A 12,947-nucleotide genomic window follows, 5' to 3' on the forward strand; every position below is an offset into this window, starting at 1 on the left:
GGTCGGAGCCGGAGGAGCGTCCGACGATGGGTCAGGCGCGGGAGGCGTTGGCGGCGGTGGCCGCGGGTAAGCCGCTTCCGGCCGGGTTGGGTGAGGCGGTGGCGGTGGTGCCGCCGTGGCAGTCGGGTGCGCCGACCCAGGCCGTGGTCACCAAGGCGGTGCCGTCCCTCGCGTCGCCGGCCGAACCCCGGCCGGCCACCGCGCGACCGACCCCACCGCCGACCAGCGTGTCGCCGCTGCCCGCCACCGGCGCGGAGGAGCGGCCCGAGTCCCGGCCCTGGTACCGGCGCGCCGGCCTGCTCTACGGCACCTCGGTCGTGCTCGCCGTGGCCACCGGCATCGTCGTGACCAACCTGATCATGGCGCACAACCGGCAGACCGGCGACGCCAGCGCGTTCCCGACGTCCTCGGACGCGCGGCACACCGCCAGCGCGCCCGGCGGCCCGCCCGAGCAGTCGGCCGACGGACGGCCGCAGGCCCCGCCGAGGATCTCCTCGACCGGCCCGTCGTCGACTCCCACCTCGTCCTCGCCGAGCCCCACCCCCACCACCACGCCGAAGCACGACGGCGACGGCCAGGAGGACCGGGTCGAGGCGGTCAGCGACTACTACGAGCTGCTGCCCGGCAACACCGACGCCGCGTGGTCGCGGCTCACGCCGAACGCGCGGAACAAGACGCAGGGCCTCGCGAGCTACCGCTCGTGGTGGGCCGGGGTGAAGTCGATCGACGTGGCCGAGCACGCCGCAGCGGGCGGGGGCGTGCGGGCCAAGCTGGTCTACCACATGCGCGACGGCAGGGTCGTGGAGGACGACATGACCTTCACGCTGGTCCAGCAGGGCGAGTCCTACCTGATCGACGACTGGCAGCTCCTGGGCAGCCGGAAGGTGGGCTGAGCCCGCGAGGGTTACCCGGAGCGCGCCCGGGGTAGATCCAGGAACGTCACTGTTCGGACGCCCTGGCGTCGGGGAGCGCACGCCGCCGGCAGTGGGCGAACAGCGGGAGTACGCCGTGCCGGAGATGCGCGCACTGCTACGGACGGTCACCAGGGTGGCGGTGACACTGCGAGTCAGCGGTGTCCGGTTCGCCCTGACCGGCGGCTGCGCGATCTTCGCCAGGGGCGGCCCCGGCACCGAGCACGACGTCGACGTCCTGCTCCGGGAGCAGGACGGGCACCAGGCGCTGCAGGCGTTGGTCCAGGCGGACCTGCGGGCGGACAAGCCCCTGGTGGGCGACTGGCTGCTCAAGGCCTACGACGAGGGTCGCCTGGTCGACCTGTTGTTCCGCTCGGCCGGTCGGCCGGTGGACGACGAGATGCTGAACAGCGCCGAGGAGCTGCGCGTCGGCGCGGTGACCATGCCGGTGATGCCGGCCACCTTCCTCGTGGTGGAGAAGTTGCTGGTGCTCGACCTGCACTACTGCGACTTCGCCCAACTGCTGCCCGTGGTGCGGGCGCTGCGGGAACAGGTGGACTGGCGGCGCGTGCGGGCGGAGACGGCGCACTCGCCGTACGCCCAGTCGTTCCTGTTCCTCACCGAACGGCTGGGCATCACGCCCCCGCCCGAGGACGTCGCGGCGTAGGAGGGACGAGATGTCGAGCAGGACTCCCCAGTACGCGGCGGCCCGGCTGACCCAGGCGCTCGCGGAGGACCCGCGGACCGCGGAGCTCGGGGTGCGGGTGCAGCTGCGCGGCGACCACGTGTACCTCGTGGGCGAGGTCGCCAGCGAGGAGCGCCGACAGCACCTCACCGAGGTCGTGCGCGAGCTGGAGCCCGAGCTGACCGTGCACAACGAGGTCGGGGTGGTGGAGTGCCGGGAGCCCTCCACCGCCGAGGAACTGGACTGAGCTGGACGAACTGGGCTGCACCAACTGGGGTGCACCAACTGGGCTGGACCAACTGAGCTGGACCAGTTGGGTGGACCAGCTGGACTGGACCGGGCGAAGACGGACCCGGGTCGGCGACGGCCGGGGTCGACGAGGCGAGGAGGGGAGGACCGCCCCGTGATCCGGATCGCCGCCGTCGGGGACGTGCACCTCGGCGAGGACGCCAGGGGCCGGCTGCGGCCGGCCCTCGAACACCTGCCCGACCACGCCGACCTGCTGCTGCTCGCCGGCGACCTGACCAAGCACGGGACGTTGGCCGAGGCGAGGGTGGTCGCCGAGGAGTTCGCCGGGCTGCCGGTGCCGGTGGTCGCGGTGCTGGGCAACCACGACCACCACGCCGACGTGCCCGAGCAGATCGCCGCGCTGCTCACCGACCACGGCATCCACGTCCTGGAGGGCGAGTCCACGGTCCTGCGGCTCGACGGCGCCGCCGTGGGCGTGGCCGGGGTCAAGGGCTTCGGCGGCGGCTTCGCCGGCAAGTGCGGCAGCGCCTTCGGCGAGCCCGAGATGAAGTCCTTCGTCCGGCACACCGAGAAGGTCGCCGCCCGGCTGGCCGACGCGCTGCACGCGATCGACGTCCCGGTGCGCGTCGCGCTGACCCACTACTCCCCGGTCACCGACACCCTGCGCGGGGAGCCGCTGGAGATCTACCCGTTCCTGGGCTCCTACCTGCTGGCCGAGGCGATCGACGACGCCGGCGCGGCCCTGGCCGTGCACGGGCACGCGCACTTCGGCACCGAGCACGGCACCACACCCGGCGGGGTGCGCGTCCGCAACGTCGCCCAGCCCGTGATCAGGTGCGCCTACAAGGTCTACAACCTGCACGGCCCCGACGAGCGGGGCGATCAGTCCGCGTCGGCCACCGGCGGCCAGGCGTCGCCCCACTCCACGTCCCGCGCCTGACGGTAGAGCTCGCCGTGGCGCCGGGACACCGTCTCGGCCGTCAGCTCGCCCGCGGCCCCGCACACCCGAAGGGACACCAGGCCCTTGCGGCGCACCGGGTGGCGCACCACGCGACCGCCGGCCGGCGGCCACGGGTGCCGCGACGCCACGACGTAGGAGAACTTCTCGTCCTCGTACCCGAGCGAGCCCGCCTTCACCTGCCGGTGCAGCACGCTCCTGGTGACCCTGGCCGCGAAGTGGCACCAGTCCTGGCCCTCGGCGATCGGGCAAACGTTGTTGTGCGGGCAGGGCGCGAGGACGGTCATGCCCTGGCTGAGGAGCACGTCCCTGGCCGCCAGAACGCGCTGGTGCCCGGCGGGCGTGCCGGGCTCGAACACCGCCACCACCGCGCCCCGCGCGGCCATCTCCCGCACGATGCCGGCGCGGTGGGTCTCGGGCAGCTCGCCGAGCACGTAGGACATGGTGACCAGGTCCGCCTCCGGGAGCACCGGGCCGGCGCCCACCACGAACCGCCGCCACCGCGCGCCCCGCACCACGGGGGCGGCCGCGCCCTCGGCGAGCCGCCGGCCCAGCGCCATCACCTCGGGCACCTGTTCCAGGACCTCGGCGGACTCCAGCGACGGCCAGGTCTCGGCGGCGGCCCACACCGCGGCGCCGGTGCCGCCGCCGACGTCCACGTGGGTCCGGGGCAGGAAGTCCGGCGCGACCTCGGCGGAGCGGGCCAGCGCCGCCCGCACGGCCGCGAACGTGGCGGGCATCCGGTAGGCGGCGTAGGCGGCGACGTCGGTGGCCGATCGCAGGATGGGCTCGGTCGCGGCCGCGCCACCGCGGTAGCGCTCGATCAGCCGCTCGACCGACCGCGCGATCTCCTGGGTCGACGCCGGGCGGAGCACGTGCTCCAGGGAGGACCGGAGATCGTCGGGAAGGGCGGCCACGCATCCTCCGAGGGCTGACGGCGGGTGGGGAGATCCGGCCGCGCACGGGGAGCGACCGGCAGGCAGAATACCGGCCCGTCTCGGGCACCCGCCGCGCGAGCACCCCTGTGACCTGCGGCAACCCGTGTTCGAAGGTCGACGGGGTGTGACCTCGCCTGGTCCCGGGTCACTTCTCGGCCGCGCCCACCTGTTCTTCCAGCTTCCGCACGCGGCGCAGCGTCGACTCCCGCGCACGCCGGGCCTCCCGGAGAGCCCGGTCGCACGCTGCCATCGCGTCCTGGGCGACACGCAGTGCGTTCTCGGCGACATGCAGCGCGTCCTGGCGTCGACGCAGCTCGTCCTGGGCCGCCTGGTGGTCCCGCTGGGCGACGTCCCGGGCGCTCCTGGCGCCTTCGTGCTCGTGTTCGACGCGTTCCAGGTCGGCGGTGGCCTGATCGTGTTCGCGGCGTGCTTTCGTCAGCTCCGCGCGCAGCCGCTCCTGCTCCCGCTCCCGCGCCCGACGCGCGGCGGCGTCCGCGGCGTCGGTTCTGGGGCGGCGCGGGGCTGGGGCCGGCGCGTGCTCGGCACGCGGCCGGGCGACGGAGGGCACGGAAGGCAGCGGACCGAACCCGGAGTAGGCGGGCAGGGCCGAGGTGAGGCGACCGGAGCAGACCTGTGCGGCCGCCTCGGGGTCGGCCAGCGCGGCGGAGAGCGTCTCCTCCACCTGCCGCTCGGCCGTGCCGCCGAGCCGGTGCCCCTGCTCGGCGGCGAGGTCGCGCGCCCGGCGGGTGAGCGCCGCGAGCACCTGGTGCCGTTGCCGGTTGAGCTGCCGCAGCGCCTCACCCCGCAACTGCTCCTGCGCGGCGCGCAGCTCCGCGCCCACCGTGAGCAGCCGGTCGAGCAGCCCCCGCTCCTGACGGACCAGCAGGTTCACCGCCCACGCGGCGAGCGTGGGCCGGCGCAGGCGGCGGACGGCGCGGGCGAGCACGCGGTCACCCGCCTTCTCGACCGCGCCCGCCCGCGCGTCCCGCGTCGCCACGAACTCCGGCGGCGGCACCGCGTACAACTCGGCCGCGATCTCGGACACGGCCTCGGCAGCCTTGTCGGCTCCATCCGCATCGTCGGCAGCGCTGGCCTTCTTGGTCCGGCTCCTGTTCATCACGCGCACCGCCCGGCAGGTCAGCGGGACCAGTGCCCGACAGTGTGCGTCGCCGGTCGGCCCGGTGCCGGTCGACGCGACACCGCGCCGGTGGTCGGGCTCAGGAGCAGCGCGGCGCCGGGCCGAGATCCGGTGCGATCTCCCGCCACTCCTCCTCGCGTGCGCCGCGTCCGACCACCGCGCACAACCGCTTCCTGGCGGCTTCGGGTCGCGCCGTCCACAGGAACGCGAGCTTGTCGGCGCCGACGCTGGCCACCAGCCCGTCCGGGCCGAACGCCACCCGGTTCACGCTCATGCTGTGCCGGTGGAGGTTGGCCGCGATCTCCCGGCGGCCCACGTCGAGCAGCCGGACCGTGTTGTCCTCGCTGGCGGCGGCCAGCAGCGCGCCGTCGGGGCTGAACGCGAGGTCCCGCACGGCGGCGGTGAGCCGGAGCGTGCCGGAGACCTGTCGCGAGGCCAGGTCGGCGAAGGCCACCGTGTTGTCGCTGCCGCCGAAGGCGAGCACCCGGCCGTCCGGGCTGTAGGCCGTGGTGTAGACGGCCTGCCGCGGCCCCTGGATCTCGCCGTCCGGTCGCAGGTCGGCCGTGCGCCACAGCCGGACGCGACCGTCGACCAGGCCGGTCGCCAGGGTGCGCCCGTCGGGGGAGAACGCGAGCGACTCCGGCCCCTCCCCGCCGCCGGCGAGCCGGCCCCGCACCTGCCCGGAACCCACGTCCCAGACCACCGGCTCCGCGTCCTTGCCCGTGAGCGCGGTGCCGTCGGCGGTGATCCGGAACCGCAGGGCGACCAGCAGCCGGCCGTCCGGGCTGAACGCGACCCGGCCCAGCCCCCGGTTGTCCGGATCGCGCAACACCGCGCGCAGCGCGCCGGTTCTGGTGTCCCACAGGCGAACCGTGGCATCGGCCGAACTGGACGCGAGCAGCGAGCCGTCGGGGGTGAGGTCGAGCGCGTGCACCGCCGAGGTGTGCCCGCTCAGCACCCGGACGGGATCGCGCCGCTGGGCGTCCCAGAGCCGCACGGTGCGATCCGTGCTGCCGGTCGCCACGAGCTTGCCCTGCCCGTCGACGACGACGTCGGTGACCGCCTCGGTGTGCTCGGCGAGCACGACCTGCCGGAACTGCCACAGCTTCACCAGGCCGTCGCCGCCCGCGGTGGCGACGCGGTGCCCCGAGCGGGCGAAGGCCACCTGGAACTCGGCGTTGACCTGGGTGGCCAACTCCCCGAGCTGTTGCCGGGTCCCCAGGTCCCACACCTGGATGGACCGGATCGCGCCGCCGATCACCAGCCGACGGCTGTCGGGGCTCAACGCGATCCCGCCCGGGCGCGTCTGGGCGGCGAAGGTGATCGTGTCCTTGGCGGCCCCGGCCGCGGCGTCCCAGATCCGCACCGTGTTGTCCTTGGCTCCCGTGCTGACGACGGTGGAGCCGTCCTGGCTGTAGGCCACGTACCGCACGGCCCCCTTGTGACCGGTCAGCACGGCCGCCTGCCGCTGTCCGGCGACGTCCCAGAGCCGGACCGTGCCGTCCTCCCCGGCGGTGGCGACGCGGCGCCCGTCCCCGCTGAAGGCCACGTCCCAGATGTAGTTCTCGTGCCCGGACAGCGTCGCGCGGAGCTGACGGGTCGCCACGTCCCACAACTGCACGGTGTGGTCGGGAGCGGTCGCGACGAGCGTGGCTCCGTCCGGGCTGAACGCCACCGCCGTCGCGGGGGTGGGGAACACCGCGATCTGCTGTCGGGAGGCGACGTCCCAGAGCCGGAACCCGTCCACGGAGAACGCGGCGCTGGCCAACGTCCTGCCGTCGGGGCTGAACGCCACCTTGTTCACGGAGAGGATGCCCGGGTTGTCGCCGTCGGTGCGCGGCGTGCCCGCGGGCAGTTCGGCGAGCTGGTGGCCGGAGGCGGCGTCCCAGAGCCGGACCGTGCCGTCGGTGCCCCCGCCGCTGGCCACCAGCGACTCGTCGGGACTGAACGCCACGCTCTGCACCAGGCCGCGGTGGCCGCGCAACTCGCCGTCGTAGTTCTCCATCTGCGTGGTGAGCAGGCTGCCCCGTGACTCCGTGGTCTGCCCCGCCTCCCACGCCTTGAGCGCCAGCAGCATCGCCCGCCGGGGGTTGCTCGCCCGGCTCGCCTCCGCCTCCGCGGCCAGTTGCCGCGAGGTGGCGGTCTGCCGCTCGCGCTCGGCGACGCTCCGCTGCTCGTCGGCGGTCGCCCGCTGCTGCACGGCCACCAGGGTGGCCACCAGCGAGGCCACCAGGAACACGGTGAGCACGCCGATGAGCTGGCGCAGCCGCCGGGCGCGCTGCCGGGCCGCGGTGGCCTCCGCCTCCTCGGCGGCCGCGCTCGCGGTCAGGAAGTCCCGCTCCAGCGGGTTCAGGTCGGCCCAGTGCCGGCCGGCCCACTCGCGGCTGACCGCCAGCCGGGCGCCCCGGTAGAGGCTGCCGGCCTCGCGGTCCAGCGCCTGCCACGCCTGCGCGGCCTCGGTGAGCCGCCGGTGCACGAGCAGCCCCGCCCGGTCCTCGGCCAGCCAGTCGCGCAGCCGGGGCCACTCCCGCAGCAACGCCTCGTGGGTGATCTCCACCGTGTCGGCGTCGGCGGTCACCAGGCGATCCCGCACCAGCGCCTGCAACACGACGGACGCGGGTTCGCCGAGCTCGTCCAGTTCGCCCGCGCGCGCCCGGCGTCGGGTGTCGCCGGCGGCGTCTCCCGGCGTGACCAGGCGCAACAGGATGCGCCGTGCCGCGGCGCGCTGTTCCGAGTCGAACCGCGCGAAGACGCGTTCCGCCGTGGTGCGCAGCGCGTCGTGGATGCCGCCGGAGTCGCGGTAGGCGGCGACGGTCAGCCGCCACCCGTCGCTCTGCTTCCAGGTCTCCCGCAACGCGTGGGCGAGCAGGGGCAGGGCGCCCGCGTCGTGGCCGGCGTCGCCGCGCACCCGCAGGTCGCCGAGCAGCCGCTCGACCAGCTCGGGCTCGATGGTCAGGCCGACGGCCCCGGCCGGCCCCCGGATCGCCAGCCGCAGCTCCGCCTCGCTCATCGGCCCGACCAGCACCTGGTTGCCGTTGAGCAACTCGGCCAGCTCGGGCAGGGCCGCGCACATCGGGTAGAAGTCGGCGCGCACGGCGGCGACGACCGGGGTGCCCTCGGCGGCGACCCGCGTCAGCTCCGCGACGAAGGAGCGGCGTTGCCGCTGGTCGGCGGACTGCGTGAACAACTCCTCGAACTGGTCCACCACGAGCAGGGCGGGCTCGTCGACGTCCCGGAGCGCCGCGTCCAACGCCGCCGCCGGCGCCGTGCCCGGCGTGAACCGCACGCAGCGCCGCGCGGTCCCGCTGGGCAGCAGGCCGTGGGCGACGGCCGGCTGGAGCCCGGCCGCGAGCACCGAGGACTTGCCCGCGCCCGACGCGCCGACCAGGAACAGCGGCGGCCCGCCGCGTTCCCGCTTGCCCACCTCGCCCAACAGGTCGTTGACCAGCGCGGCGCGCCCGAAGAACAGGCCGGCCGTGGCGGCGGTGAACGAGGCCAGGCCGGGGTAGGGGCACGGGGGCGGCGTCCCGTCGCGCGGAGCGTCCGGCGGGTGCTCCTCGCGCGTGGTGACCTGCTGCCGGAGCTCGATCACCTCCAGGAGGGTGCGGCGCAGCAGGTGCGACTGGTGGTGCTGCTCGCGTTCCTGGTCGGACAGCCGTCGGTGCAGCGCGACGAGGGTGGCGTCCAGGTGGTGCGCCAGGCCGTGGAACTCGGTGAACCGGTCGCCCAGGGCGTGCAGGCCCTCGGTGATCTCCTTCGCCAACTCCCCGTGCGACACGGCGACGGCCTCGGTGAGGGCGGTCTCGGCGGCGCCCACCGCCTCCAGCAACCGGGCGACCTCGGCGCGCAGCGCCGGATCGTCCATGCGTTCCGCCAGGGCGTCGGCCAGCAGGTCGCGCAGCTGGTCCGCGTCCACCTCCCCGTCGCCCTCCCGGCGGAGCCGGTCCGCTGTGGTGGACAGGAAGTCGGCGACGAAGTTGCTGCCCATGCCGCCGAGCTGGGCGAACAGCGGGCCGAGCTCGGGGGAGCCCGCGCCGAGGAACGGCGCCGCGATCGGGGCGACCGCGGACGCGGTGAGGAAGGCGACGATCCCGACCGGGGTCAGCTTCCGCGCGCCGAACCCGGCAGCGCGCACCCAGCCGCGAATGCCGCGCCGGGCGCGTTCGGCCGGTTGTTGAAGCGATTCAGATCGTGGGATCGATTCAGTCGACGCCTCGGCGGGATCCTCGTTCGCCACCATCCCCCTGCCCCCCTGGTTCGCCCCTCCCCCAGGTGAGTGAACAGCCTCGCGGGACGCCATCTCGCGGGGCAATCCACTGCTCGGGTCACGGCGTTGGGCCGAAAAGGTGCGACCTGACCGGCCGGGGCGGGCGGACCCGCGCTCTGGGCGCCGCCGCACCGGTCCTCCCGGGGACGTCGTCCTGGACGCGCCCGCCACCCTCCCTCGACTGCGCCGGGAGGAACACCACCTGCTCGGCGGCGCGGAAGCACCTGGTCAGCCGCTGTCCGATTGGCGGGGCCGGGCCGACCATCGTGATCATGATGGGACGCTCGCACGCGGCGACCGGCTGGTGCGCCGGGCTCGCGCTGTCCGCGGTGGCGGACCGCCCGGCCCTGCCGGTGGTCGTGCTCATGGCCTGCGCGACCGCCGGGTTCGCGTTGCTGCCCGACCTGGACCACCGCTCGTCCACCGCGTCCCGCCTGCTCGGGCCGTTCACCCGGCTCGTGTCGTGGCTGCTGCGGCGGACCTCCTCGGCCGTCTACGAGTGGAGCCGCGCGCCCGGCGACCGACGCCGGGACGGGGAGCACCGCCACCTGGCGCACACGGCGCTCTTCGCCGTCGGCCTCGGCCTCGCCGTGACCGCGCTCGTCGCCGTGGGCGGCCCACCGGTGGCGGTCGCCGTCCTCGGCTTCGGGGTACTCCTCGCCGCGGCAGCGCTGGGGGCCTGGGTGCTGGGTGTGGTCGCCGCCGCGCTCGCGCTGGCCGTGCTGGCCGGCGGGGCGGTCCTCGTCCCCGTCGACTCCGGGCGGACGGCGCTCGTGGTGGGCGGGCTGGTGGCGGTCGGCTGCCTGGTGCACGACCTGGGCGACATGGTCACGCACTCCGGAGTGCCCCTGCTCTGGCCACTGCGTGTCCACGGACAGGCGTGGTACCGGGTCCGGCCGCCGGCGGCGCTCAGGTTCCGCGCCGGCGGCCCGTTCGAGTCCCTGTTGGTGTTTCCGGCTCTGGTCGTGGCGGGCGCGCTGCTCCTGTTCGGCGCGGTGTCCTCGGGCTCGACCGGATGACTCACGTCGAGGAGGCGGAAGTACCGGCAGGACACGGAAGTCGGGGAGAACTTCCGGTGACGGGACGGTGTTCTGGCTCTGCGCCCGGGAGACTGGCGGGATAGCGCCGCGATTCGGGGCGAAGCGGATGTCGGAACCGGACTGGGAAGAGGTGGTCTGTGGTGCGAAAAAAGATTGCTGTAGAGCGGTTTCCGGGCGATAGTTGACGCGACGACGACAGCGGTGGTGAGGAGATCACGATGGCGGGCACGGAGAAGCGGTCGATGTGGCGCCGCGGTTGCGGTGCCCCCGCCCGACTGTCGCTGTCGGCGCACTTCTCGCTCCGACCGCACGCGGCACACCGGGTTCTGCCGGACGGTGCGGACTCTACTCGATGACGCGGAAGCGACACGTGGGGAGCCGCCCGTCGGAGAAGCCGACCAGGGCGGCTTTTCTTTTGTCCCAACGCGTTAGTCGTCCTCTTCGGGAAACCGACGGTCATGCCCGGGATCTCGGGGTGAGCGACGCGGACCGGGTAACCGCGGCCTTCGCGCGAGAAGACGAGCGATCCTTTCCAAGTCCACAGTGGAGTGTGAAGATCCGTCGAGGGCGACGGCCGCCGTTCCGCGGTGGGAGCGGAGCGGATCTCGTGTCCTCGACGGGCACGGTGAGGAGGGGCTCGGGAGCCCGACCCGGTGGCGGACCGGGCGCCACGACCGGCACCGACGGTTCGACTCCGTCCCTCACCGCGGACCCCCGATGGCACCCGCTCGCCGGCCTCTCTCCCCGGCGACCAGGAACTCCGCGGGGGTTGGTCGGCGCGGCCCGGCGGACAACGGGCCGTGCCGGAGGGGGAAACGGCGAACCCGGCGTGGCGAACCGGGTTCGCCGCCCCGGCCCGTCGACGGCGGGGACCTCGACCCGGTGGCGGGCGGGGATCTCCCGCGCGGCGGACCGGCCCCGCCCGCCACCACACGCGGCCGTGGCCCAACTGGCAGAGGCGGCTGGTCGAGAGCCAGTCCACGTCGGGGTTCGACTCCCCGCGGCCGCACCGGTCCTCGCTCCGGCGAGGACGCCAGCCCTCGTAGCCCAACGGCAGAGGCACCGGATTCAGGATCCGGCCAGTGCGCGTTCGACTCGCGCCGAGGGCACCGGGCGGGGCCGATCCGGCTCCGCCGTCCGGTTCGGACACAGAAACCCCGATCACCACGAGGAAGGGAGGACCCGGTGGGTGTGCTCGTACTCAACGCTTCCTACGAGCCGTTGCACACGGTCAGCGTTCGGCACGCGATCCGCATGCTGGTCCGCCAGGTGGCGGTCGTGGAGGAGGCGATCGAGGGGCACACCCTCGGCGACTTCCCCGTGCCCCGCGTCCTGCGGCTGCTCCGCTACATCTCGATGCGCTGGCGCTACGGCAGGGCGCCCGGCTGGAGCCGGCGGGGCGTCCTGGTCCGCGACGGGAAGCGCTGCGCCTACTGCGGTCGGCCCGGCGACACCGTCGACCACGTCCTCCCGGTCTCCCGGGGCGGGCGCTCCGAGTGGTTGAACACCGTGTGCGCCTGCGCGCCGTGCAACGGCCGCAAGCGGGACCGCACGCCGCAGGAGGCGGGCATGCGGCTCCTGCGGCACCCGAAGGTCCCGAACTGGCAGGACCTGGTGCCCGCGTTGACGGGCACGGCGTGAGCGCGTCGTCAGAGTGAGCACGGGCCGATCGGGCGCTGGGGCGGGGAAATCGCCTCGGCGCCCGGTCGGCCCGTGTCCTACGGTGCCCGTCATGCCCGCGGAGACTCTCCTGCCAGCGGCCGACACGGTCGAGCGGTACGACGCCGTGCGCTCCGACGAGTCGCTTCTGCTGCCCGGTGTGACCGCGCTGTGCGATCGGCTCGGCCTTCTGGGTGCCACGCTCGAACGCTTCGAGGACGGCTCCCTGCCTGTCTACGCGGTGGGCGGGAACCAGGTGCTGAAGCTCTACCCCGCCGTGCACCGGCACGAAGCGGACGTCGAGAGCGGCGTCCTGCGCGCGGTGGAGGGCCGGCTTCCCGTTCCCACGCCGCGGGTTGACGCGGTCGGGGAGTTCGAGGGCTGGGGCTACGTCCTGATGGAGCGGCTGCGGGGGGAGAGCCTGACCTCGGTTTGGCCGCGGACCTCGCCCCGGCAACGGGATCGGCTGGCCGCGGAGCTCGGCGCCGCGCTCGCCGCGTTGCACGCCGTCGAGGACCCCGTTCTGGACCGGTTGGAGCCGGCGGACTGGGGGCGGTTCCTCGCCGAGCAGCGCGCCGGTTGCGTCGACCGGCAGCGCCGGGCGGGTCTCGGCGCGCCGTGGCTGGAGCAGATCCCGGCGTTCCTGAACGCTGTGCCGCTCGACCCGTCGCCTCGGCCGGTGCTCCTGCACACCGAGGTGATGAGCGACCACCTGCTCGTGACGCCGACCGACGACGGGTGGGCGCTGTCCGGGTTGTTCGACTTCGAGCCCGCGATGCGGGGAGCGAACGAGTACGAGTTCGTCGCGGTCGGCTTGTTCGTGGCGCGTGGTGACGCCGTGGTTCTGCGTCGCGTGCTCACGAGCTACGGCTTCGCGGCTGACGCGCTCGACGAGGAGCTGTCCCGCAGGTTCCTCGCCTACACCTTGCTGCACGTCTACAGCAATCTTCCGTGGTACCTGCGCGAGATGCCGAAGCCTCCGGAGTCGTCTCTCGATGCGCTCGCTACTGCGTGGTGGGGCCTCGACTGAATCTTCTCTGTTGTACGGGGAAAACTCGTGCTCGATGTCGCTCCACAGTGGACTGTCCTCTGGAGGTCCTCT

General features: G+C 74.2%; 9 protein-coding genes, 2 tRNA genes and 1 pseudogene. 9 read left to right on the forward strand and 3 right to left on the reverse strand.

Features of this window, described 5'->3' with window-relative positions; genetic code table 11:
• The 4 genes and pseudogenes from BUE43_RS15975 to BUE43_RS15990 all read left to right on the forward strand — a co-directional run.
• Nucleotides 1-893: pseudogene (locus tag BUE43_RS15975) on the forward strand (hypothetical protein); the annotation flags it as partial.
• A gap of 91 nt (nucleotides 894-984) precedes the next feature.
• The gene (locus BUE43_RS15980) at nucleotides 985-1,578 is read left to right on the forward strand and encodes a nucleotidyltransferase (RefSeq protein ID WP_234995753.1); all 594 of its coding nucleotides are present in this window, start codon (nucleotides 985-987) and stop codon (nucleotides 1,576-1,578) included.
• A gap of 10 nt (nucleotides 1,579-1,588) precedes the next feature.
• A complete protein-coding gene (locus tag BUE43_RS15985; protein ID WP_073483961.1) occupies nucleotides 1,589-1,843 on the forward strand; it encodes a BON domain-containing protein in 255 nt (84 codons plus the stop codon).
• A gap of 156 nt (nucleotides 1,844-1,999) precedes the next feature.
• On the forward strand, nucleotides 2,000-2,785 hold the full coding sequence (locus BUE43_RS15990; RefSeq protein ID WP_073483963.1) for a metallophosphoesterase family protein: 786 nt from the start codon (nucleotides 2,000-2,002) through the stop codon (nucleotides 2,783-2,785).
• Here BUE43_RS15990 and BUE43_RS15995 read toward each other — a convergent pair.
• The 3 genes from BUE43_RS15995 to BUE43_RS16005 all read right to left on the reverse strand — a co-directional run bounded on the left by BUE43_RS15995 (nucleotide 2,728) and on the right by BUE43_RS16005 (nucleotide 9,014).
• Nucleotides 2,728-3,720, reverse strand: a complete 993-nt coding sequence (locus BUE43_RS15995) for a small ribosomal subunit Rsm22 family protein (RefSeq protein ID WP_073483966.1) — start codon at nucleotides 3,718-3,720, stop codon at nucleotides 2,728-2,730. The genes BUE43_RS15990 and BUE43_RS15995 overlap by 58 nt on opposite strands.
• Before the next feature lie 166 nt (nucleotides 3,721-3,886).
• On the reverse strand, nucleotides 3,887-4,858 hold the full coding sequence (locus BUE43_RS35170) for a hypothetical protein (protein ID WP_234995754.1): 972 nt from the start codon (nucleotides 4,856-4,858) through the stop codon (nucleotides 3,887-3,889).
• A 100-nt stretch (nucleotides 4,859-4,958) separates the two neighbouring features.
• The gene (locus BUE43_RS16005; protein WP_073483970.1) at nucleotides 4,959-9,014 is read right to left on the reverse strand and encodes a WD40 repeat domain-containing protein; all 4,056 of its coding nucleotides are present in this window, start codon (nucleotides 9,012-9,014) and stop codon (nucleotides 4,959-4,961) included.
• 404 nt (nucleotides 9,015-9,418) lie between these two features.
• On the opposite strand from BUE43_RS16005, the gene BUE43_RS16015 reads away from it, so the two are divergent.
• The 5 genes from BUE43_RS16015 to BUE43_RS16035 all read left to right on the forward strand — a co-directional run bounded on the left by BUE43_RS16015 (nucleotide 9,419) and on the right by BUE43_RS16035 (nucleotide 12,875).
• A complete protein-coding gene (locus BUE43_RS16015) occupies nucleotides 9,419-10,165 on the forward strand; it encodes a metal-dependent hydrolase (RefSeq protein ID WP_073484873.1) in 747 nt (248 codons plus the stop codon).
• 955 nt (nucleotides 10,166-11,120) lie between these two features.
• Nucleotides 11,121-11,195, forward strand: a tRNA-Leu gene (locus tag BUE43_RS16020).
• Nucleotides 11,196-11,222: 27 nt separating this feature from the next.
• Nucleotides 11,223-11,295 (forward strand) — tRNA-Leu (locus BUE43_RS16025).
• A 76-nt stretch (nucleotides 11,296-11,371) separates the two neighbouring features.
• A complete protein-coding gene (locus BUE43_RS16030; protein WP_073483974.1) occupies nucleotides 11,372-11,827 on the forward strand; it encodes an HNH endonuclease in 456 nt (151 codons plus the stop codon).
• Between the two features lie 91 nt (nucleotides 11,828-11,918).
• Nucleotides 11,919-12,875, forward strand: coding sequence for an aminoglycoside phosphotransferase family protein (locus BUE43_RS16035; protein ID WP_073484875.1), 957 nt, complete (start codon nucleotides 11,919-11,921; stop codon nucleotides 12,873-12,875).
• Nucleotides 12,876-12,947: the final 72 nt, after the last annotated feature.

Source organism: Streptoalloteichus hindustanus (assembly GCF_900129375.1).
Taxonomy (GTDB): Bacteria; Actinomycetota; Actinomycetes; order Mycobacteriales; family Pseudonocardiaceae; genus Streptoalloteichus; species Streptoalloteichus hindustanus.